The organism is Flagellimonas nanhaiensis (genome assembly GCF_003382275.1).
GTDB classification, from domain to species: domain Bacteria; phylum Bacteroidota; class Bacteroidia; order Flavobacteriales; family Flavobacteriaceae; genus Flagellimonas; species Flagellimonas nanhaiensis.
Genome location: NZ_QTJX01000001.1, coordinates 949,829 through 972,778 on the forward strand (window position 1 = coordinate 949,829; position 22,950 = coordinate 972,778).

General features: G+C 41.0%; 17 protein-coding genes. 16 read left to right on the top strand and 1 reads right to left on the bottom strand.

What is annotated here, in order from left to right; all coding sequences use genetic code 11:
- The 11 genes from DX873_RS04405 to DX873_RS04455 all read left to right on the top strand — a co-directional run bounded on the left by DX873_RS04405 (nt 1) and on the right by DX873_RS04455 (nt 16,695).
- Nucleotides 1–2,394, top strand: coding sequence for a penicillin acylase family protein (locus DX873_RS04405; protein ID WP_116183288.1), 2,394 nt, complete (start codon nt 1–3; stop codon nt 2,392–2,394).
- 192 nt (nt 2,395–2,586) lie between these two features.
- Complete coding sequence (locus DX873_RS04410; protein ID WP_116183289.1) at nt 2,587–3,336, top strand: hypothetical protein; 750 nt, start codon at nt 2,587–2,589, stop codon at nt 3,334–3,336.
- Nucleotides 3,333–6,107: a TonB-dependent receptor gene (locus DX873_RS04415; protein WP_116183290.1), complete on the top strand. Its 2,775-nt coding sequence runs from the start codon at nt 3,333–3,335 to the stop codon at nt 6,105–6,107. The genes DX873_RS04410 and DX873_RS04415 overlap by 4 nt, the downstream gene beginning before the upstream one ends.
- A gap of 54 nt (nt 6,108–6,161) precedes the next feature.
- On the top strand, nt 6,162–7,310 hold the full coding sequence (locus tag DX873_RS04420) for a DUF4249 domain-containing protein (RefSeq protein WP_116183291.1): 1,149 nt from the start codon (nt 6,162–6,164) through the stop codon (nt 7,308–7,310).
- Nucleotides 7,307–8,527: a DUF4249 domain-containing protein gene (locus DX873_RS04425; protein ID WP_116183292.1), complete on the top strand. Its 1,221-nt coding sequence runs from the start codon at nt 7,307–7,309 to the stop codon at nt 8,525–8,527. Before DX873_RS04420 ends, DX873_RS04425 begins: the two co-directional genes overlap by 4 nt.
- A gap of 15 nt (nt 8,528–8,542) precedes the next feature.
- The gene (locus tag DX873_RS04430) at nt 8,543–9,763 is read left to right on the top strand and encodes a DUF4249 domain-containing protein (protein ID WP_116183293.1); all 1,221 of its coding nucleotides are present in this window, start codon (nt 8,543–8,545) and stop codon (nt 9,761–9,763) included.
- 18 nt (nt 9,764–9,781) lie between these two features.
- The gene (locus DX873_RS04435) at nt 9,782–10,984 is read left to right on the top strand and encodes a DUF4249 domain-containing protein (protein WP_116183294.1); all 1,203 of its coding nucleotides are present in this window, start codon (nt 9,782–9,784) and stop codon (nt 10,982–10,984) included.
- Nucleotides 10,981–12,162: a DUF4249 domain-containing protein gene (locus DX873_RS04440; protein WP_181899434.1), complete on the top strand. Its 1,182-nt coding sequence runs from the start codon at nt 10,981–10,983 to the stop codon at nt 12,160–12,162. Before DX873_RS04435 ends, DX873_RS04440 begins: the two co-directional genes overlap by 4 nt.
- On the top strand, nt 12,159–13,343 hold the full coding sequence (locus tag DX873_RS04445; protein WP_116183296.1) for a DUF4249 domain-containing protein: 1,185 nt from the start codon (nt 12,159–12,161) through the stop codon (nt 13,341–13,343). Before DX873_RS04440 ends, DX873_RS04445 begins: the two co-directional genes overlap by 4 nt.
- 10 nt (nt 13,344–13,353) lie before the next feature.
- A complete protein-coding gene (locus DX873_RS04450; RefSeq protein WP_116183297.1) occupies nt 13,354–15,111 on the top strand; it encodes a hypothetical protein in 1,758 nt (585 codons plus the stop codon).
- A 48-nt stretch (nt 15,112–15,159) separates the two neighbouring features.
- The gene (locus DX873_RS04455) at nt 15,160–16,695 is read left to right on the top strand and encodes a YifB family Mg chelatase-like AAA ATPase (protein ID WP_116183298.1); all 1,536 of its coding nucleotides are present in this window, start codon (nt 15,160–15,162) and stop codon (nt 16,693–16,695) included.
- 8 nt (nt 16,696–16,703) lie between these two features.
- Here DX873_RS04455 and DX873_RS04460 read toward each other — a convergent pair whose 3' ends face one another.
- A complete protein-coding gene (locus tag DX873_RS04460; RefSeq protein ID WP_116183299.1) occupies nt 16,704–17,147 on the bottom strand; it encodes a hypothetical protein in 444 nt (147 codons plus the stop codon).
- Nucleotides 17,148–17,317: 170 nt separating this feature from the next.
- Here DX873_RS04460 and DX873_RS04465 point away from each other — a divergent pair, with 170 nt between their 5' ends.
- The 5 genes from DX873_RS04465 (at nt 17,318) to ilvD (ending at nt 22,925) form a co-directional block, all read left to right on the top strand.
- Entirely contained in the window at nt 17,318–18,508 is a 1,191-nt protein-coding gene (locus tag DX873_RS04465) for an Nramp family divalent metal transporter (RefSeq protein ID WP_181899435.1), read from the top strand.
- A 5-nt stretch (nt 18,509–18,513) separates the two neighbouring features.
- Nucleotides 18,514–19,257 carry a 5-oxoprolinase subunit PxpA gene (gene pxpA, locus DX873_RS04470; RefSeq protein WP_116183301.1) on the top strand — a complete coding sequence of 248 codons (744 nt, stop codon included), beginning with the start codon at nt 18,514–18,516 and terminating at the stop codon, nt 19,255–19,257.
- Nucleotides 19,254–19,988, top strand: a complete 735-nt coding sequence (gene pxpB, locus DX873_RS04475; RefSeq protein ID WP_116183302.1) for a 5-oxoprolinase subunit PxpB — start codon at nt 19,254–19,256, stop codon at nt 19,986–19,988. Before pxpA ends, pxpB begins: the two co-directional genes overlap by 4 nt.
- Nucleotides 19,981–20,820, top strand: a complete 840-nt coding sequence (locus DX873_RS04480; protein ID WP_116183303.1) for a 5-oxoprolinase subunit C family protein — start codon at nt 19,981–19,983, stop codon at nt 20,818–20,820. The genes pxpB and DX873_RS04480 overlap by 8 nt, the downstream gene beginning before the upstream one ends.
- Before the next feature lie 428 nt (nt 20,821–21,248).
- Complete coding sequence (gene ilvD, locus DX873_RS04485) at nt 21,249–22,925, top strand: dihydroxy-acid dehydratase (RefSeq protein WP_116183304.1); 1,677 nt, start codon at nt 21,249–21,251, stop codon at nt 22,923–22,925.
- Nucleotides 22,926–22,950: the final 25 nt, after the last annotated feature.

The following is a 22,950-nucleotide window of genomic DNA, read 5'->3' on the forward strand; positions in this document are numbered from 1 at the left end:
GTGAAAAAACTTAAGAAGGTACTTTTAGTACTCGCTGGATTGGTATTGCTTATTGCCATTGGCCTGTTTTTGTTTGTGCAAAGCCTAAAACCGGATTACTCTGGTAAAAAGACTTTACCAGGGTTGTCAAATGAAACCACCGTCTTCTTTGACCAATACGGAATTCCACATATATACGCAGAAAATGAAGCAGATGCCTTTAGGGCTTTGGGTTATGTGCATGCCCAGGACCGTTTGTGGCAGATGGAACTCATAAGAAGGGTTGCCAAAGGGAAACTTTCCGAGGTTTTTGGCAGTGATCTATTGGAAACCGACAAGTTCTTCCTTTCTCTTGGTATAGATGAGCACACGGCCCAAACTATTGCAGAGCTGGATATGGAAAGTGATATGGTAAAGCTTTCGCAAGCCTATCTGGATGGCATAAACACCTTTGTGGATAATGGACCAAAACCAGTGGAATTCTACCTCACCGGTCTAGAAAAAGAACATTTTTCGTTGGAGGACATTTACAATACTGTTGGTTACATGGCATTTACTTTTGCCCAAGCGCATAAGACAGACCCTTTATTGACCAACATAAGAAATCAACTGGGAGAGGAGTACATCAATGATTTGGCGGTGTATTCTGATACCTCAACAGTTTGGATTAAAAATTTCAGGGAACCTGGAGTAGATTCGATTAGCTCAACAGTAACAGCAAGTGTCTTTAGGGCCTTGGATAAATTGCCTATTCCCCAGTTTGAAGGGAGTAACAGTTGGGTGATAGCACCTGAGAAGACCAAAAATGGCAAAGTGATCTTGGCCAACGATCCCCATATTGGATTTGCACAACCTTCGGTTTGGTACGAGGCACATTTGAGCACACCTACCTACGAAAAGTACGGTTACCATCTTGCCGGGGTGCCCTTTCCTTTATTGGCCCATGACAGGAATTTGGCTTATGGGCTTACCATGTTCCAAAATGATGACCTCAACTTTTATGGAGAGGTGACCCATACTTCAGATTCAACCAAATACAAAACCGAAGAGGGCTGGCTGGATTACGAATATGTGACCAAAGAGATAAAAGTAAAAGACGCCGAACCAGTGTCTTTTACCTATAAGAAAACAAGACATGGGCCTGTATTAAACGGAATAGCAAAGCAGATTACTGGAGATGGGCCCATAGCCATGGATTGGATGTACACCAAGATAAGGAATGAGGTTATGCATGCCCTTTATGGCATTTCCCATGCTGCGGATATCAATGGTTTCGAGGAGGCTTTGCCCAAGATTCACGCACCAGGGCTTAATGTAATGTATGGGGATGCCAAAGGAAATGTTGCTTGGTGGGCTACAGCCAAATTATTTCAAATGCCGGATAGTGTATCTACTAAATTTGTGCTCAATGGAGCTTCAGGTGAAGAAGAACCCATCCGCTATTTGGATTTTAGTGAAAACCCTAGTGCTATCAACCCTCCTTGGCATTATGTGTATTCAGCAAACAATCAACCCGATTCCATTGCCGGAATGCTCTATCCGGGATATTATCTTCCAGAGAATCGGGCAAAAAGAATTGTACAGCTATTGGATGCCAAAGATGATTGGGACAAGGAATCCACAGCTGAAATGGCATTGGATGTGACCTCATCCGTGAATCCGGACTTGATTACTGAACTAATAAAGCTTCTGGATGTTTCCAATTTAAGCGAAGAACAGTTGATTTATGTTGATTCCCTTAAAAACTGGGATGGTCGTTACTCTTTGAAGAGTTCCAATCCAACATTGTTCCATCGTAGCACATACCATATGTTGAAAAATACCTTGGAAGATGAACTGGGAGAAGAGCAGTTCAATCAATTATTGTCTACTCACCTGTTGAAAAGACAAATTGCATGGGGTGCCAAAATGAAGTCCGGTAAATGGTGGGATAATGTAAATACCCCAGATATAGTGGAGACCAGGGACGATGTTGTTCTAAAATCTTTTGCTGAAGCTTGGATCTCCCTGACCAATGATTTTGGTCCAGACCCGAGTCAATGGACCTGGGATAAAGTCCACACCCTGGAACATCCGCACCCATTTGGTAAGGTAGAATCGCTTCGAAAATATTTTAATGTTGGACCATACCCGGTAAACGGCAGCCAAGAAGTAATCAACAACCTTACCTTCCAGTATGACAGTACAGGGTATTACAAGGTCTCCAGCGGCCCATCAACCAGAAGAATAGTTGACTTTTCAGATATAGAAAACAGCATCAGCATCCTTCCGACAGGACAATCAGGAAATCCGTTCAGCAAACATTACAAAGACCAGGCGGAACTATACAATGATGGAGGGTACCGAAAAATGATGATGAACCGACAAGAAATTGAAACTACAGCAGAATCGGTATTGAAATTCGCTAAAAAATAGCCCTAGAGTTTTCTCATTTTTCTAACAATCAAATTTTACCCAATAAATACTGTTTTATTGCTTGGTTTGGGTCGTATATATTGCGAAAACCACCAATTTTTAACGAAATTTTAGAATTCCAAATAATAAATAGTATTTTAGGCTGAGCTAATTCAATCAAAAAACATCTTCCAAAATTAATCCTCGAGAAATATGGTATGCAATAAAAAGACTTATCTGTCTCTAGCATTGGCCTTTGGCTGGATTTTCTGCGCTTTTGCACAAGACCAGGCACAAGTGGAATATTACAATGCCTTTGACGAAAAAGTAGGCATTGAAAACACAGGGCTGTATCAAGGAATCCTCTACTTGGAAAAGTATAGGACCATCAATGAACAAACACAGTTTTTTAAAACCAGGGACTTTTTAAAAGGTCATGTTTGTTATGATGGGCAGTGTTATTATGACCTAGACCTAAAATATGATGTTTTTGAAGATGAGGTTTTACTCAAACTGATTACCAAAGCAGGAGGTGGAACAATCAAACTGTTCAAGGAGTATGTGGATAGCTTTGAAATAGATGGAACTTCTTTTGTTAAGATAGAAGAGAAGGATATACCCTCTTTAAATGCGTATGGATTTTATGCTGTTGCCTTGCAGAGTTCAATATTCACCCTGTATACCAAATACAATAAAAAAGATTTTGAGAGAAAAGATAGAAGCTCCGTGTACTACGAATTTTTGGATGGTCCAAGTGAGCATGTATTGCTTTACAATGGCGCGTACCACACCCTAAATTCAAAAAAGGACGCCGTGCAGCTCTTTCCAGAATTAAAAAGAGATATAGACAAGTTTTATGGTATAGCCAGGAGCTTAAGAAAATCCGATCCTAATGGATTTCAAGTTAGTCTGCTAAGACGAATTGAAATTCTCCTCAACCAATCCAAACCTATAGAAGAATGAAAAGATTTTTTGTTGTAGCCATGCTCGTTGTGGGCATGAAGTACGCCATGTCACAAGAACAAATCCCGAGCATTTCTGTTTCATTTGCCAATACTCCGGTAAAAGAAGCACTTGGCGAGATTGAGGATAAAACAGGGTATAAGTTCTTCTATTTAGAAGAATGGTTGGAAAAAATCCGAGTGACAGGAAACTATCAGAATACCCCGGTCAATGTTGTTTTGGACAATATTTTCAAGGATACGGTACTCAATTATTTCATCATGGATTCGCAGCAGATTTTTCTAATGCAGAACAACCAGATATACGACTCCTTACCGGATGACTTTTTTGGTGCCGAAAATCAGTTGTCCGATGATGATTTTCCCAATTACGATCAACTGCAAGATATTGGACCACTATTTCTGGAAAGCGATGACAGTGGAACACGAGGACTACAGGTGGTCAAAATTGGAAAGGAGAATAGAAACAGTGGAAGAAGGACCTTCACGCTAAGTGGGAGGGCATTGAATTCCAGAAACGGACAGCCAATTCCAGATTTGGCGATCATTGTTGAAGGTAAGGATATAGGTACTTCTACCAATGCCAACGGAAACTATTCCTTGGAACTTCCCATAGGAGAAAATGTAATCACTACCAGAGGGCTTGGTATCCAAGAATCAAGAACCAAAATCATATTATATAATGATGGCAGCTATAATTTCCAATTGAATGAGAGCGTAGAGGCATTGGATGAGGTGGTCGTTCAAGGAAATAGGGACAGAAATGTGGAGACAGCAATTACCGGGGTCACCCTTATAGAAGTAGAAAAAATCAAGAATATTCCATTGGTTTTGGGTGAGCGCGATATTTTAAAGGCCGCGATTACTTTACCAGGGATTACCACTGCAGGTGAAGGTGCTTCTGGATATAACGTTAGGGGAGGTAGAACAGACCAAAACCTGATTCTATTGGATAATGGGGTAATCTATAACCCTTCGCACTTTTTCGGAATCTTTTCTGCTATAAACCCATTTACCACGGGCTCTGCGGAAATTTATAAGGGAAATGTTCCTGCCGAATTTGGAGGAAGACTTTCTTCTGTGTTCGATATTGAATCCAAAGACGCAAATACAGAAAAGTTTTCTGGCGAAGCATCCATTGGACCGGTTACGAGTAATGTTGTTCTTGAAACGCCTATTATCAAAGATAAATCGGCACTTATGGTTGGTGGAAGGGCCACCTATTCTGATTGGATTCTTGGAGCTCTTGATGATGAGCAATTGAGCAATAGCACCGCTTCCTTTTTTGATGTTTTGGCCAAGTACAACCACACCATCAATGAGAACAACGAAATTAAAGCTACTGGATATTACAGTAGAGACGAGTTCAGCATTACTTCGGATTCTATTTTTAATTACAGCAACAGATTGGTTTCTTTGGGCTGGGATCATAAGTTTAGCGAAAAGACTACAGGTAGCTTGATTCTTTCCAACAGTGAATATCAGTTTGGAATCGAATTTGACGGAGAGTCCAACGATGATTTCGATTTGGGCTATAAAAACAATGAAACCGAGTTCAAGTATAAAATGAAATACCTTCCCGGAGGGAAGCATAAGTTTGATTTTGGACTTTCGAGCAAACTATATGTTGTTAATCCTGGAAATATAGATCCGTTAGGTCTGGACTCGGATGTAACGGCATTGACCATTCCCAAAGAGCGGGGACTAGAATCGGCCGTTTTTATCTCCGATAGCTATGAGGTCAACGATAAATTGTTGATAGACCTTGGACTTAGGTACTCGTTCTATGCGGCATTGGGTGCGGGTGACCAACGAATCTACCAAGAAAATGCACCAAAGAATAGTGGTACACTTGTGGAGACCCAAACATTTGATGAAAACGAATTCATTGAGACCTACGGTGGTCCTGAAGTCCGTTTTTCGGCAAGGTACTTCTTGGCTCCTGATTTTTCGATCAAGGCAAGTTTGAACAATGCCTATCAATACATTCATACCCTATCAAACAATACCACGGTTTCACCAACTGATACCTGGAAGCTCTCCGATTTGAACATAGAACCTCAAGAGGCTTATCAAGCTTCGCTTGGGCTATACAAGAACTTTGAAGGAAATAAGTACGAATTGAGTCTGGAAGGTTACTACAAAAAACAAAAGAACCTTCTTGATTATAAAGTTGGTGCCCAGTTGCTTCTTAACGAAGCCATTGAAACAGAGGTGCTGCAAGGTGATGGAAAAGCTTATGGAGTGGAATTCTTGATCAAGAAAAATGAAGGAAAACTCAATGGATGGTTAGGGTATACCTACTCCCGTTCCTTTGTAAAACTAGATAGCGAGTTTAGCGAAGAACGTGTCAATAATGGTGAATTCTTCCCGTCAAATTTTGATAAGCCGCATGACATAAGCCTTGTTGCCAATTATAAATTTACAAGAAGGTTTAGTGCCTCTGCTAATTTTGTCTATCAAACAGGTAGGCCGGTTACCTTCCCAATAGGAAGTTTTTCATTTAATAATTCCGAGTTTGTTTTTTACAGTGACCGAAACAAATTCCGAATCCCTGATTATTATAGATTGGATCTTAGCTTCAATATGGAAGGGAACCATAAGATCAAGAAATTTGCGCACAGTTTTTGGAGTTTTTCCATTTACAATGTGCTAGGGAGAAACAACCCTTATTCGGTATTTTTTGTTACCGAAGATGGGGATATAAAAGCTTATCAAAGCTCCATATTTGCAATACCCGTACCAACGATAACCTATAATTTTAAGTTCTAGAAGGTGAATTTCGTCCAGAAAGGCATATGGTTTCTTAAAGTCCTTGTCCTATCAATGACAGTGGTATCCTGCATTGAACCCATTGATGTGGAGACAGAGGATTTTTTGGACGCCTTGGTAGTGGATGCTACCATAACGGACGAAATGGATAATCATACCATATACCTAACTAGAACCTATAGGTTTGAATCGGAATCCACTGCGGAGCAAGGAGCCCAGATAACATTGTCTGATGATTCTGGTGCAGCTATCGGTTTTGATGAGGTCATACCTGGAACGTATAGGTCTTCTGTACCTTTTGCCGCCCAAGAGGGTAGGGCTTATACGTTAAAAATTGTTGCGACCAATGGGATTTCGTACTCATCCCGTCCTGCTCAATTGCCTCAAAACGTGGCACTGGATAGTGTGTATGCACAAAGGATAACCAATGATTTTGGGGAAGATGGCGTCGCAATTTTTGTAGATGCCTTTGACCCGACTGGGAATTCACAGAATTTCAGGTATGAGTTTGAGGAAACTTATAAGATAATTGCTCCAAAATGGAGGCCTGAGGATCTCTTAAGTACAGGAATTGAATGCGGGGTAGATGTTGTTCCCAAAACAAAAGAAGACCAAACATGTTTTGCTTCCAAAGCTTCAAACAGAATAATCCTGGCCAATACCTCCAATTTGGAAGAAAATAGGGTAGATCGTTTTATGGTACGCTTTATAGACGGAGAAAACTATATTATTTCCCATCGATATAGCGTCTTGGTGACCCAGTATACGCAATCCAATGAAGCCTACTCATTTTTTGATGCATTGAACCAGTTTTCAAGTTCAGAAAGTCTTTTTTCCGAGACCCAACCTGGTTTCTTGAGTGGGAACATTTTTTCTGAGACCAACCAAGATGAAAAGGTCTTGGGATATTTTGATGTAAGCGCGGTTTCCAAAAAACGGATTTTCTTCAATTATGAAGATTTATATCCAGGAGAGGACCTACCGCCCTATGTGAATCCATGTAACACAATCGCTCCTATGTTGATAAGTCAAGGAGGGGCTAGATGCGTACTCAGCGCCATGGTGGATGAGAATCAAGTAAGCTATTATGACGAGAATCAAGACCCTCCTTTTGAGGAAGGGCCATATAAAGTGGTTCCAAGGGAGTGTGGAGATTGTACAGTTTTGGGAAAAACAGAAAGACCAGAATTTTGGATAGAATGAAGTCGGATTTAAATAAACATAAAATTTCTTTCTGCGGATTTTTGGCCGTGGTGTTTTTCTATGGTTGTATAGAGCCCTTTGAAACAACTTTTGAGGATTTTGAGAGCGCTATCGTGATAGAGGCCACCATAACCAACAGGATGCAGCAACAACGGGTTCTTTTGACCCGGACATTTGAATTTGAAGAAGACGGCCCTGTTCCAGAATCCAATGCGGTGGTGCGTGTACAGGGAGGTGGGACTACATACACTTTTGTTGAAGGAGCCCAAGGGGTTTACATTTCTCAGCAGGCCTTTGCCGCTCAATCAAATACCGAATATCAATTACTGGTTCAGACCCAGGATGGCAGGTCTTACAGTTCTAGCCAGATGACTCTTCCACAATCAACCCAAATTGATGACTTAAGGGCAGAGAGAATCACAACAGACTTAGGGGAAGATGGAATTGGAATTTTTGTGGATAGTTTTGACCCTACCGGTAATTCTATCAACTACAGATATGAATATGAAGAGACCTATAGGGTCATTGCACCCTATTGGACCCCTGAAGATTTGGAAAAGGTACCATTTGATGAGGCTACCGAGATTTGTCAAGTAAGGGTCATTCCGGATAACAAATCCTTGGAAACCGGATTCGGAACTGATTTCTCAAACGCTATAATTCAAACCAGCACCAGTGATTTGGGAGAAGACCGGGTCGATAATTTTATGGTAAGGTTTATCAGTAGCGAAAACTATATTATCTCGCATAGATACAGCATTTTGGTCAGGCAATTTGTACAGTCCAATGAAGCATTTAATTTCTATGAAACTCTGAATGAGTTTTCCGGAAACGAAAGTTTTTTCTCTGAAACCCAGCCTGGTTTCCTGGAGGGGAATGTTACTTCGGACACTAATGAAAATGAAAAAGTGCTAGGTTACTTTGATGTGTCATCGGTTACAGAACGACGGTTATTTTTTAACTACGAAGATTTTTATCCAGGAGAAGACCTCCCGCCATATGTGGAACCATGCACCCCAAATGCCCCAGTATTGTTTAGAGGAAATCCACCTGTATGCGTATTGAGCGCTATGGTGGAGAACGATTTGGTAAGATATGTAGATGCCAATGGTGGGCAAGGACCTAATGAAGGCCCCTTTCTTGTCGTGCCCAAAGTTTGTGGGGATTGCTCGGATATTGCACAATCAACACCACCGGAATTTTGGGTGGAGGATTAACCAATAATAAAAAGAATGAATTTCTTATTGAAAAGAACTATTAATGTATTGTGGAGTGTCATCTTTGTTGTCCTGATGCAAGGATGCCTAGAACCTTTTGAAGTTACTTTTGAGGATTTCGAAAGTGCTTTGGTAGTTGAAGCAACAATAACCAACGAATTGGTCCAACAACAGGTATTTTTATCTCGGACCTATGAATTTGAGGAAGAAGGTCCCACTCCAGAATCAAATGCCAGTGTGCGAGTACAAGGTGGTGGTTCCAGCTATACCTTTGTAGAAAGCTCGCCAGGGGTGTACGTTTCGCAACAGGCTTTTGCAGCCCAGGCCAATACTGCGTATCAATTGCAGATTCAAACTCAGGATGGAAGAACTTATAGTTCCGAAGAAACCATACTACCGGCTCAAACTCAGATTGATGAGGTAAGAGCGGAAAGAATTACAACAGACCTTGGAGAAGATGGGATAGGTATTTTTGTAGATAGCTTTGACCCAACAAGAACTTCAGAAAACTACAGATATACTTATGAGGAAACTTATAGGGTTGTAGCACCCTTTTGGACTCCACGTGGTTTAGAGGTAGTTCCGGCCGCTGAAGCCACGGTACCCTGCGAGGTACGTGCAATTTTTGATGATTCATCTTTGGAGACCGGATATGCATCTGATTCATCAAATACCATAATCCAGACCAGTACAAAAGACCTGGAAGAAGATAGAGTGAGCAACTTCATGGTCCGCTTTATTAGTAGAAATAACTATATCATTTCCCACCGCTACAGTATTCTGATAAAACAATTTGTACAATCCAATGCGGCATTTACTTTTTATGAGACCTTGAATGAATTTTCTGGGAATGAAAGTTTCTTCTCCGAGACCCAACCTGGTTTTTTGGAAGGAAATATTTCTTCAGATTTGAGCAGTAGTGAAAAAGTACTGGGTTACTTTGATGTCGCCTCGGTAACAGAACAACGTATTTTTTTCAATTATGAAGATTTTTATCCGGCTGATGACGTTCGCGCATTTGCAATTCCATGTCAGGTGAGTGCTCCCGTACTTTCAAGAGGTGTGCCACCAGTATGTGTTTTAAGCAATTTGGTTAAAAATGATTTGGTGCGCTTTGTGGACAATAACGGAGGTAATGGTGATAATGAAGGGCCATTTTTTACTGTGCCTACGCTTTGTGGAGATCTTACGGGATTTGCTGACCCCAACCCTCCGGATTTTTGGACCGAGGAATGATGGAACATTAAATAAGGAATGAAACTGAATAAGAGTAGATATAATATCAATTTAGTAATAGCCTTTATGGCTGTGATTCTTTATGGCTGTATAGAACCTTTTGAAGGCACTTTTGAAGATTTTGAAAGTGTTGTGGTAATAGAAGCGGTTATAACGGATGAAACAAAACAGCAGCGGGTTTTTATAACTAGAACCTATGAGTTCGAGGAAGATGGTCCTTCGCCAGAATCCAATGCTAATGTAACCATTAGTGATGACGCTGGAAATTCGTTTGATTTTCAGGATACGGGAGATGGGATATACGTTTCTACTCAGTCTTTTGCGGCCCAGCCCAATAGACAGTACCAACTTTCGGTAACAACGCAAAATGGCAGAAGATATCTGTCCAATATGGTACAGCTTTCACCATCGGTTGCCATAGGTGATGTTTCTGCAGAACGAATAACTACGGATTTGGGAGAAGATGGTCTGGCCATTTTGGTCGACACTTCTGACCCAACCGGGAATGCAAAGAACTTTCGCTATGAATACGAGGAAACCTTTAGGATAATTTCTCCCACATGGAACCCTGTTTCCTTGATTGGAGATCCGGAAGGGGGCTGCAATGTGTTGAAAGTGCCCAACACAACCGACGAAAGGGTCTGCTATAGAACGGAGAAGTCCAATAGGATCATTCTTGCCTCTACAGATGATTTGGCGGAAAATAGGATTGAAAATTTTATGGTTCGTTTTGTCAACAGAAACAATTACATAATCTCCCATAGATATAGTATTTTGGTAAGACAGCTGGTGCAATCCAATGAGGCATTTACATTTTACGAGACTTTAAATGAGCTTTCAAGCTCTGAAAGTCTGTTCTCCCAGATACAACCAGGATTTTTGGAGGGAAATGTTTTCTCGGAAAGCGACAGAGATGAAAGGGTTCTTGGTTTTTTTGATGTAAGCTCAGTCTCAGAACAGCGGATTTTCTTCAACTATGAAGATTTTTACCCTGGGGAAGATCTCCCGCCATATGTGGAACCTTGTAACCCAAGCACGCCGGTAATAGCCAATATGGGAGGTTGTGTTTTAAGACCAATCATTGAGAGTGGAGCTGGAATATATGCTGGAGATAACCCTTCAATCGGTCCGAACGAGGGGCCTTATTTGGTTGTAAGCCGCGTATGTGGGGATTGTTTGGTGTTGGGGACTACAGAAGTACCAGATTTTTGGAAGGAATGAGAAGGACAAGTATAACATATCGTTGTTTGCTTCCTGTTTTTACGGGCTGTCTTTTAAGTTCCTGTATTGAACCTTTTGAAGTGACCTTCAGGGATTTTGAGAGCGCTTTGGTAATTCAAGCGATGATCACCAACGAAATGAAACCACAGCAGATTCTTCTGTCGCGTACCTATAAGTTTGAGGATGAAGGTCTCACAGGAGAATCCGGGGCAACTGTTATGGTTGCTGGCAGTAATGGTAGCTCGTTTGTATTTGAGGAAATGGAGAAAGGAACATACTTGTCCACTGTTGATTTTGCAGCTGAAGAAGGAGTGGATTACACCTTATCCATTATTACTGGGGATGGACGTTCCTATTCCTCAGCTTCATCAAAGTTGGCAGGTGAAGTCGGTATTGATAGCCTTTACGCCAGAAGAATTATCAACGATTTTGAAGAAGAGGGAATTGGTATTTTTACCAGTTCTCTAAATACAAATGGAACTCCCAATTTTTTTAGATTCGAATATGAGGAGACTTATAAAATAATTGCCCCTGAATGGGCTCCAAGGGAATTGGAAGTCAATGAGGACACTTATCCGCCATCAATTTATATTGGAACTAGATCTTTGGACGAGCGTGTGTGCTACGCGACCAATCTCTCAAACCGAATAATTTTGACTGACACCAATGATTTTGATACTGGCCAGGTGGAGAATTTCATGGTGAAGTTCATCGAACAGAATAACTTTGTGACTACGCACCGCTACAGCATTTTGGTGCGTCAATATTCCCATACTTCTGCTGCTTATACTTTTTTGGAGACCCTGAACAGTTTTTCTAGTTCAGAGAGCTTATTCTCAGAAACTCAACCAGGGTTTTTGCAAGGGAATATTTCGTCAGAAGATGATTCTAGTGAAAAGGTGCTCGGTTTTTTTGATATTGTCGCGGTTTCGGAAAAACGTATCTTTTTTGGATATCGGGATTTTTTCCCTACGGAAAGACTGCCGGATTATATAGATCCCTGTGTTTATGCAGCACCCGTAGCAGGATTAATAGATTTGATACGTTGGGATTTAGTCAAATTCATCAATGAAAATGATGGAAGTGTAGGGGGAGGACCTTACATCACAGTACCTCAAGTTTGTGGAGACTGTACAGTTTTGGGTAGCCCTGAAATGCCAGATTTTTGGAAGGAATGAGAAGGACAAGTATAACATATCGTTGTTTGCTTCCTGTTTTTACGGGCTGTCTTTTAAGTTCCTGTATTGAACCTTTTGAAGTGACCTTCAGGGATTTTGAGAGTGCCTTGGTCATCGATGCCACCTTGACCAACGAACTCAAACAACAAAAGATCTTGATTTCAAGAACATACAGGTTTGAAGATGAAGGAGCAGCTGGGGTCTCAGGGGCAACGGTACAGGTGGTTTCGGAAGATGGATCTAGATATGATTTTACAGAAACTGATTCTGGCACCTATGTTTCGAGCGAAGTCTTTGCTGCACAAACCAATGTTGGATATACCCTTCTGGTTGGTACCAAAGATGGTCAAGAATATACTTCTGATATAGCTCGCACTTCTGGAACCTCGAAAATAGATAGTTTATATGCACAGCGAGTTAGCAATGACTTTGGAGAAGAGGGTATGGGCATGTTCCTAAATGCTTCCAATCTTGATTCTGACACCAATTTTTACAGGTATGAGTATGAGGAAACCTACAAGATAATCGCACCGGAATGGAATCCAGTAGAGTTGGATGTAGACGAAGAAATAGACCCGCCGGGAATCTTTTTTACTACCAGGTCCTTGGGCGAAAGGGTCTGCTATGGATCAAACTCTTCAAATAAAATTATTCTGGCAAGCACAGAAAACCTTAACGAAGGAAGGATTTCCAACTTTATGGTTCATTTTGTTGACCGTAATAATTACATACTATCACATCGATATAGTATTTTGGTTAGACAATACTCGCAATCCACAAGGGCGCATGATTTTTATGAAACCCTGAACAATTTCTCAAACTCAGAAAGTTTGTTTTCCGAAACACAGCCAGGTTTTTTGGAAGGAAATATTTCACCTATAGGAAACCAGGATGAAAAGGTTCTAGGGTATTTCAATGTGGTAAACGTGGATGAGAAACGAATTTTCTTTAATTATGAGGACTTTTTTCCAGGAGAACGATTGCCTCCTTATGTGGATCCATGCCGAGAGGGCGCTCCAGGTATTGGGTTGATAGATTTGGTACGTTGGGACCTTGTAAAATATGTTAGAGACAACGAAGGGGAGTTTCCTGGTGCAGGGCCTTACGTTACAGTCCCTGAGGTTTGTGGTGACTGTACGGTTTTGGGTAGCTCAGAAATACCTGAATTTTGGATAGATTAGATAAAACATTATGAAAAAAAACAGTATTACTTTTATTTTGGCAGTTTTGGTTTCTTTTGTCACCAAAGCGCAATCCGGTGAGAATGTTCAGGGATTCAAATCGATTCCACAAGAACACGTTTATGTCCATTTTAGCGAATCATTGCTGTTTTCCGGAGAACATTTGCTGTACAAAGTATATTGTATGGACAATGCTGAAAGAAAGCTGAGCAGTCTGAGCAAGATGGCTTATATAGCCTTGGTGGGTGAAGATGGTAATACAGTTTTTAAACATAAGATAAGGTTGAATTCCGGCTCAGGGAGTGGCGACTTTTTTGTTCCAACCTCCATACCCACTGGAAGCTATAAACTTTTGGGGTATTCAGAATGGATGCAAAATTTTGGCCAAAAAGACTTTTTTCAGAGTGACATCTATATCGTAAATCCATATCAGACTACATCTGGCATTCATTTAGAGCAGCCAGTGGATACTTTGATAGATTCCATACCACTACCATTAAAACCTTTGGTATTACCAGAGGTGCCTTCCAAACAAAGTGTATTTGCAAATATGGCTGTTGATAGATCCACGGTTGGCAAGCGAGAAAGAGTGACCTTAAAGGTTACCAGCACCAATGGATCGGTAAATAACGGTAGTTATTCAATATCTGTACGAAAGGTTGATTCGCTTCCGGCCCCGTCTCAAATGACATCGGATGCCTTTGTAAGCAGTTTTCTAAGATTGGGTCAAAATAATGTAGGTGCAAATAAAATAGATTTACCAGAGCTTAGAGGTGAAGTAATCTCTGGAACTGTTTTGGATAAAGAGTCCCAAGAACCGGTCGAAAATTTGAGAATATCTCTGTCCCTTCCAGGAGACAAATATTTGTTCAACGTGGCTACTTCAAACAATGAAGGCAAGTTTCGGTTTATAGTAAATAGGGAATATGACAATACCAAAGCAGCCTTGCAAGTACTATCAACAGATTGGGACCGATATCAAATAAGTATTGATGAGTATAGCAAGGAATACGAAAATTTGGAGTTTTCAGGTTTTACACTTTCCAAGAACATGAAAGACTATATCCTTAGAAAGAGTATTCATAACCAAATTGAAAATGTATATCGCGAGGCAAGGTCCGATTCTATGGTTCCAGCCCAACACGTAACACCTTTTTATAGAAGGTTTACCGAAGTGTACAACTTGGATGACTATACCCGTTTTAATGGTATTCCAGAAACCATAGTAGAAGTGGTGGATCAGGTTTCTATAAGAAAATTGAATGACGGGGAGCGCGTTTTTGAGGTAAGGCCAGGAGAAGGCTTTACGGATAATAGCTTGTTGCCCATTGTTTTTGTGGATGGACTTTTTATAAGGAGACATGAGGATATCATGGGATATAGCGCCAAAAAAATACAATCCATAAAGTTTTCAAGGGATAAAGTTCTAGTTGGATCTCAAATGTTCCAAGGGGTAGTGTCCCTAGAGACCATTGAAGGCGATTTTTATAGTGATTTCTATACTCCACATATTGTTAATCTGGACTTGTTCAAGCCCCAGTCCAGAAAAGACTATCATATTCAACAATATGATGAAAATGGAAATCACGAACGCATTCCTGATTTTAGGCATCAACTTTTCTGGGAACCAAACCTGGACCTTTCTACGGGGTCCAATGAAATAATTTTCTATACTTCGGATGTGCCAGGAGTGTACGAGTTGGTTCTGGAAGGGTTTACGTCAAATGGAAACCCGGTATCCGTCAAAGAGAAGCTTGTCGTGGAATAGGATTACCTATTTTCGAGCATATTCATCAAGATTTTCTTTTAGACGATTATGCTCAGTAAAGTTTATGGAAGTGCTGTATTTGGCATAGAGGCCACCACAATTGCGGTTGAGGTCAATGTGGACAAGGGTATTGGATATCATTTGGTAGGCCTCCCCGACAATGCAGTCAAAGAAAGCAACTACCGCATTGCTGCCGCCCTTCAGAATATTGGATATAAGGTTCCGGGCAAAAAAATTACCATTAATATGGCCCCGGCGGATTTACGAAAGGAAGGTTCTGCCTATGACCTTACTTTGGCATTGGGTATCCTGGCGGCTTCAAATCAGATACGGTCAACTAACATAGATCGGTATATAATTATGGGAGAACTTTCTTTGGATGGAAGTCTTCAACCCATTAAAGGAGCCCTGCCCATTGCTTTGAAAGCCAAGGAAGAAGGGTTTAGAGGATTCATTTTACCCAAGGAAAATGCCAAGGAGGCAGCTATTGTAGATAATTTTGAAGTCTATGGCGTCAAAAATATCAAAGAGGTAATCGATTTTTTTGATGAGGAAGTTCCCTTGGAACGGACCAAAGTTGATACGGTGAAAGAATTCCAGACATTTCAAGATTTTCCTGAATTTGATTTTCTTGATGTACGTGGGCAGGAAGGCATAAAACGCTGCATGGAGATTGCTGCAGCTGGTGGACACAACATCATTTTGATTGGTCCGCCTGGAGCTGGTAAGACTATGTTGGCCAAACGGCTGCCTTCCATTTTGCCTCCAATGACAGTGCAAGAAGCTCTGGAAACCACTAAAATCCATAGTGTAATGGGTAAGGTGAAGAATATGGGGTTGATGCACCAAAGACCTTTTCGAAGTCCGCACCATACCATCAGTAGTGCTGCTCTGGTAGGCGGAGGTAGCTACCCACAGCCCGGAGAGATTTCATTATCTCATAATGGGGTTTTGTTTTTGGATGAGCTTCCAGAGTTTGAAAGACGAGTGCTTGAGGTACTACGACAGCCCATGGAAGATCGGGAAGTGACCATAGCACGGGCCAAATTCGCAGTGACCTATCCCAGCAGTTTTATGTTGGTGGCTAGCATGAACCCAAGTCCAGGTGGGTACTTTAACGACCCCGATGCTCCTGTGACTTCATCACCAGCGGAAATGCAACGGTATTTGGGAAAGATTTCAGGCCCTTTGTTGGATAGAATTGATATTCATATTGAGGTAACCCCAGTTCCATTCGAAAAACTTTCAGAAAAAAGAGGGGGGGAGAGCAGTAAACAAATTAGAGAACGAGTAGTGGCAGCCAGGAATATCCAATCCCAAAGATTTTCCAATTTAAATCAGGTACACTACAATGCCCAAATGGGAACAAAACACATTAGGGAGTTCTGTGTGCTTGACCCAACTTCTCTGGAATTGCTGAAAAATGCAATGCAGCGGCTTAATCTTTCTGCGCGGGCTTATGACAGAATCTTGAAGGTCTCCAGGACCATAGCTGATTTAAATAACCAAGAGAATATTTCCCCAGAACATATTGCCGAAGCTATCCAATACCGCAGTCTGGATAGGGAAGGATGGTTGGGTTGATAAAAAGGTTAAATCGCCTTTATATTGGCCTTTAAACCAGCGATTATTCCCAGAATGTTCTGCACTGTATCTTCTAGATAGTATTTGACTGCCAAATGCGGAATTCTAATGGTTGTAAATCCGTTTTTAAAGGAATGCATGGCTTCCTCTAGATCATTAATGGCCTGTTCATGGGTAATCATATTGTAATCTTTATCGATTTCAATATTGAGTTTTACTCTAGAGATGGCAATATCGACGGATTTTTTTCCATCCCACCATTCCAACATAGGGTTAGCACCAACTTCTTTTAAGGCGTAAAATAATTGAATGGCTTCCAGTGGGGTATTGTTATCTAGGATAACTTTTTTGATAAGTTTGGTGTGCCGTGCGCACAGCTCAACTCCCAAAGAATCCATGGATTCCTTGTGTTGTTGATATCCAATACTTTTGTCACAATCCTTACATGTCATAAGTCTGGGTCAAGTTTAGGTCTTAGTATGATTTGGGACTATTATAACTTTTGGTTTCCAAGATTCGTATAATTTATCGGTGTAAAACACACCACTTTTAGATGAAATGCATTTTTTTGGATGAAATGCACTGATTATCTTATACCCGAATAATTACAAAACACCTGTTTATGTTTAAAAAAATTGGTCCAGGAATTCTTGTAGCCGCCGCGTTTGTCGGACCGGGAACCATCACAATATGTACTTTGGCCGGAGTTCATTTTGGATATGCATTGATTTGGGCCATTCTGGTTTCCATGCTGGCGACCATACTTCTGCAGGAAATGGCCAGTAGAATAGGAGTGGTTACCCAGACAGGGTTAGCAGATATCATCAAAAGAGAATTGCACAATCCATGGGTGAAGGGTTTTGTAATTACAATAATACTTGGTGCCATACTAGTTGGAAATGCTGCTTATGAAGCCGGCAACATTGGTGGAGCAACCTTAGGATTGGAACAATTGTTCCAATCTAGTCAACTGGAACCCTTTTATCCTTCCATGCTTGGAGCACTGGCTTTTCTGCTGCTATGGTTTGGAACATACAAAACCCTTGAAAAAGTATTCATGGTGCTGGTAGGCGTTATGGGAGTGTGTTTTCTGGTCTGTGCCATAATCACAAAACCTTCGGTAATGGAAATAGTTAAAGGAGCCCTTATTCCAAGATTGCCCGAGGGAAGTTTACTATCGGTAATAGCCTTGGTAGGTACCACTGTTGTTCCGTACAATTTGTTTTTGCATGCCTCACTCGTGAAGGAAAAATGGAAATCACATTCCGATCTCAAAAAGGTAAGGTGGGATACTGCAATTTCCATTGGTGTAGGTGGATTGGTCTCCATAGCCATCTTGATCACCGCTTCCGCTGCGCCTATTGAGGATGTAACCTCCGCCGGCGATATGGCCAAAGGCCTTGAGCCACTATTTGGGAAAGGAGCTACATATTTTATGGCACTGGGACTTTTGGCCGCGGGAGTAACATCAGCCATTACCGCTCCACTTGCTGCGTCTTTTGTTGCCAGTAGCTGTTTTGGATGGGAAGGTGGAATGCAGGATAAAAGATTCAAACTGGTTTGGATCATTGTGCTGTTTTTTGGTGTGTTCTTTTTGTCTTTTGACATAAAACCGATTGAGGTCATTCAATTTGCACAAGTAGCCAATGGGATTTTACTGCCGGTCATTGCAATGCTATTGCTCTGGATGGTGAATAAAAAATCGGTGATGGGTAAATTCAGAAATTCGTTTGTACAAAATGCCTTGGGAATAGCCATTGTGGCATTTACACTGTTTCTGGGCATAAAAAGTATCATAAAAGTAATTGGATAAACCAAATGGGAACATGGTCAATAGATATCAACTGTGATGTTGGTGAAGGGGTTGGGAACGAGGCAGAACTGTTTCCACTGATAAGCTCTTGCAATATAGCTTGTGGAGGTCACGCAGGTGATTCTCAGAGTATGTCCGAGATAATAGAGTTGGCTACTCAGAATGGAGTCAAAATTGGTGTGCATCCGTCTTATCCGGATAAAAAGAATTTTGGCAGGGAAGTCATGGATATTTCGTCTATGGAACTCCAAAAAAGTTTGTCCGAACAACTCGTGACCTTTGATGAGATTTTGAAACAACAGCAAGGAAAACTGCATCATATTAAAGCACATGGCGCACTGTATAACCAAACCGCCAAAGATTTGGGGTTGGCCAAAACCTATTTGGATACAGTGGAACAATACAACAAGGTAGTGCTATTGTATGTTCCTTATGGGTCTGTAATAGCAAAAGAAGCCAAGAAAAGGGGCTTTCCTGTTTGGTACGAGGCTTTTGCAGATCGGAGTTACAATGAAGATTTAAGTTTAGTGTCCCGAAAACAAGAAAACGCGCTTATAAAAGAACCTAAAAAAGTACTGGAGCACGTACTTCCCATGATAAAAGAAGGAAAAGTATTTGCTACGACGGGGAAACCAATACAAATTCAAACGGAGACCCTATGCGTGCATGGTGACACCGCTTCTGCTTTGGAAATATTAACGTATCTTTCACAAATGTTACCCAAACACAAGGTACAATTAAGACCGTGAAAAGTTACCCCATCCACATTGAGCCTTTCGGGAAAAGTGCTGTACTGGTTGCATGGCCAAATCAAGTAGAGGAATCCATTCTTCAAGATATTCTGGAATTTGCCAACAATTTTCGGGCTCTAAAGCTAGAAGGTTGGGAGTTGGTAATCGCCTATAACTCCATTACCATGATTCAAAATGATGGGATTTTGGATTTTGGAGAGATCAAAGAGCTCATTTTGGAGTGCCATTCAAAGCCAAAAGCTGAAAATCAAAAGAAAGAACGGTATTTATGGCGTATTCCTGTCTGTTACGAAAGAGAATTTGGGATAGATATTGACGAGGTCGCTGAAACCTTGAACTTATCACCAGAACAACTTATAGATCAGCATACTTCTCAACAATATATAGTGTATGGCATTGGGTTTCTACCTGGATTCATGTATTTGGGAGGGTTGCCTTCGTCCCTTGAAATTCCAAGGAGGGCAGAACCAAGACTAAATGTATCCAAGGGTTCTGTAGGACTGGCTGGAAAACAAACCGGAATATATCCGCAAGATTCTCCAGGAGGATGGAACATAATCGGTAATTGCCCCATACCTCTTTTTGATTCTTCTAGAGAGACCCCTTGTTTTGTTTCCGTAGGGGATAAGGTTCAGTTCTATGAAATATCAAAAGCAGAGTATGATCTAAGAATCATTGAAGCAGAGGTAGGAATTTATAAACTAGAGAAACTTACAATAGATGCTTAAGGTTCTAAAATCCGGTTTTTTCACCACCATTCAGGATTTGGGCAGATTCGGTTATCGTGATAACGGAGTTCCAGTTTCCGGGGCAATGGATAAGTTTGCTGTAAAAAAGGGCAATCAGTTGTTGGAAAACCAAGCAAATGCTGCGGTATTGGAAATTACCATGACCGGTCCAACACTCCAGTTTGAAGCTCCTACCTATATATGTTTGTCCGGAGCCGATATTTCTCCATTGCTAAACCAAGAGCCTGTTCAAAACTATCAAGTGGTAAAGGTATCCAAAGGGGATACTTTATCTTTTGGAAGACTGAACTGTGGTTTTAGGTGCTATTTGGCAATTAAAGGAGGCTTTAAAACCCCTGAGGTTTTAGGAAGTAGATCTTTGTATGTTCCTGTGACCAAAAACAAATGTTTGCAAAAAGAAGAAGAGATTGCTTATGAGGAAACAACTTCCTTTATTCCCGCAATTTCCGAAATTAAAATTCCAGACCATTTTGATGGCAGTGAAATAGAAGTTCAAAGAGGCCCAGAGTTTTCTATGTTGTCAGATAGTCAATTGGCTGCCATTTTTTCAAAACCCTTTACAGTTTCAGAGAAAAACAACAGAATGGCCTATCAACTCTCCGAGTTGATCCCGGGACACACCCATTCCATGCTTACATCAGGGACCTTGCCCGGAACGGTTCAATTGACACCAGCAGGAAGGATGATCATTCTTATGAAAGATGGGCAGACCACAGGTGGGTACCCCAGAATACTTCAACTTTCAGAAGAAGCCATCTGTAAACTGGCCCAGAAAAAGTTTGGAGATGAAATAATGCTCAAACTGTTGTAATTCATGATTTTCAGATTGTTTACTTTGCTCCGCCGGTTCATCTTGCTAATATGCTGAACTGATTTCCTTTTAAATTTGAAGGCCAGCTTTTGCTGCTTGAAATTTTTTTGTACTATTGAAGTATGAAACTAAAAAATGTAATCATTAATGTAGTCATTATCGTCCCAGACCGGGAATGATACAGACTTGTTATTGATTAAAAAAAAGCCTGTATCAAATTGAGATACAGGCTTTTTTTATGGTAGTAAAAATAAATGGATATGGGATTTTAATCGGCATAAATCGCTGTATATCAAATAGATAAATTAATAATGTTTTAAATGGATTTAGAACCCCCAAAATTGTTGAAAATACAGGGCTTTTTTAACATCTATATTTGAATTACAGAGCAGATTTAACCGAATCCACCATCTGAATGCAATTAGAAAATGGAATTGAACAAGTTTAGTAAAAATGTGACCCAAGACCCTACCCAACCCGCTGCTCAAGCTATGCTTTATGCAATAGGGTTGACTGAAGATGACTTGAAAAAACCTTTGGTAGGTATTGGAAGCACAGGGTATGAGGGCAACCCATGTAACATGCACTTAAACCAACTTTCAACCTACGTAAAAGACGGTACAAAAGAAGGCGACTTAGTAGGGTTGATTTTTAATACCATAGGGGTAAGCGATGGAATTTCCATGGGAACCTATGGCATGCGTTATTCTCTACCTTCCCGTGATATTATTGCTGACTCAATGGAAACGGTGGTTCAGGCCATGAATTATGATGCCCTGATTACTGTGGTTGGCTGTGACAAAAATATGCCCGGCGCACTCATGGCTATGATTCGTCTTAACAGGCCATCCATTTTGGTATATGGAGGCACAATAGCTTCAGGTTGCCATAACAATAGAAAGTTGGACATTGTTTCAGCTTTTGAAGCTTGGGGCGAGAAAGTCGCTGGAACTATGAATGAAGGCGAATATAAAAATGTAATTCAGAATGCATGCCCGGGAGCAGGTGCTTGCGGAGGAATGTATACCGCTAACACCATGGCTTCAGCTATAGAGGCCTTAGGAATGGCTTTGCCTTATAACTCGTCCAATCCCGCCGAAGGGGACCACAAAAAGAAGGACTGTATCGCTGCGGGTAAAGCTTTAAAACACTTATTGGAAAACGACATAAAACCTAGTGATATCATCACCAAAAAATCCCTTGAAAACGCAATTCGTCTTGTGGTGGTCTTGGGAGGTTCTACCAACGCGGTCCTTCACTTTTTAGCGATTGCCAAAGCAGCGGACATTGACTTTGGATTGGAAGATTTTCAACGAATAAGTGATTCAACTCCATTTTTGGCAGATTTAAAACCTAGTGGAAAATATTTGATGGAGGATCTCCACAACGTTGGAGGGATACCTGCGGTAATGAAATTTATGCTGAAAAAAGGAATGCTTCATGGAGATTGTCTCACCGTAACAGGTAAAACGGTAGCTGAAAATCTGGCAAATGTTCCTGATTTGGATGATAACCAAAAAGTGGTCATGGATTTGGACAATCCTATTAAAGAAACGGGCCACCTAAGAATACTCCACGGAAATCTGGCTAAAGATGGTGCTGTTGCCAAGATTACTGGTAAGGAAGGATTGTTTTTTTCAGGGCCAGCCAAGGTTTTTGAAGGAGAATTTGCAGCCAATGACGGTATTAAAAATGGCTTGGTAAAGAAAGGTGATGTTGTTGTAATAAGGTACGAAGGCCCAAAAGGAGGGCCTGGAATGCCAGAAATGTTGAAACCTACTGCTGCTATTATGGGAGCCGGATTGGGTAAAGAAGTCGCCTTGATCACGGATGGTAGATTTTCTGGTGGAACGCATGGTTTTGTTGTTGGGCACATAGCTCCGGAAGCACAGGATGGAGGGGCAATAGCCTTGGTTGAAGATGGGGATGTTATCACTATTGATGCGGAGAAAAATAGCATTTCAGTTGCACTTTCCGATGAAGAGCTGGAAAAAAGAAAAGAGAATTGGGTTCAACCTCCTTTGAAAGTAAAAAAAGGGAGTTTATATAAATATGCCAAAACGGTTTCATCTGCCTCAGAAGGTTGTGTTACCGATTTAATCTAGAAGGTATTGTTTTAAAACTTGGGCT

Bases quoted from the DNA above. Each gene is read 5' to 3' on its own strand.
- DX873_RS04465 (WP_181899435.1), top strand. From the start codon at position 17,318: ATGTTTAAAAAAATTGGTCCAGGAATTCTTGTAGCCGCCGCGTTTGTC.
- ilvD (WP_116183304.1), top strand. From the start codon at position 21,249: ATGGAATTGAACAAGTTTAGTAAAAATGTGACCCAAGACCCTACCCAA.
- DX873_RS04440 (WP_181899434.1), top strand. From the start codon at position 10,981: ATGAGAAGGACAAGTATAACATATCGTTGTTTGCTTCCTGTTTTTACG.
- DX873_RS04450 (WP_116183297.1), top strand. From the start codon at position 13,354: ATGAAAAAAAACAGTATTACTTTTATTTTGGCAGTTTTGGTTTCTTTT.
- DX873_RS04480 (WP_116183303.1), top strand. From the start codon at position 19,981: ATGCTTAAGGTTCTAAAATCCGGTTTTTTCACCACCATTCAGGATTTG.
- DX873_RS04420 (WP_116183291.1), top strand. From the start codon at position 6,162: ATGACAGTGGTATCCTGCATTGAACCCATTGATGTGGAGACAGAGGAT.
- DX873_RS04445 (WP_116183296.1), top strand. From the start codon at position 12,159: ATGAGAAGGACAAGTATAACATATCGTTGTTTGCTTCCTGTTTTTACG.
- DX873_RS04410 (WP_116183289.1), top strand. From the start codon at position 2,587: ATGGTATGCAATAAAAAGACTTATCTGTCTCTAGCATTGGCCTTTGGC.
- DX873_RS04435 (WP_116183294.1), top strand. From the start codon at position 9,782: ATGAAACTGAATAAGAGTAGATATAATATCAATTTAGTAATAGCCTTT.
- DX873_RS04430 (WP_116183293.1), top strand. From the start codon at position 8,543: ATGAATTTCTTATTGAAAAGAACTATTAATGTATTGTGGAGTGTCATC.
- pxpA (WP_116183301.1), top strand. From the start codon at position 18,514: ATGGGAACATGGTCAATAGATATCAACTGTGATGTTGGTGAAGGGGTT.
- DX873_RS04455 (WP_116183298.1), top strand. From the start codon at position 15,160: ATGCTCAGTAAAGTTTATGGAAGTGCTGTATTTGGCATAGAGGCCACC.
- DX873_RS04415 (WP_116183290.1), top strand. From the start codon at position 3,333: ATGAAAAGATTTTTTGTTGTAGCCATGCTCGTTGTGGGCATGAAGTAC.
- DX873_RS04460 (WP_116183299.1), bottom strand. From the start codon at position 17,147: ATGACATGTAAGGATTGTGACAAAAGTATTGGATATCAACAACACAAG.
- DX873_RS04425 (WP_116183292.1), top strand. From the start codon at position 7,307: ATGAAGTCGGATTTAAATAAACATAAAATTTCTTTCTGCGGATTTTTG.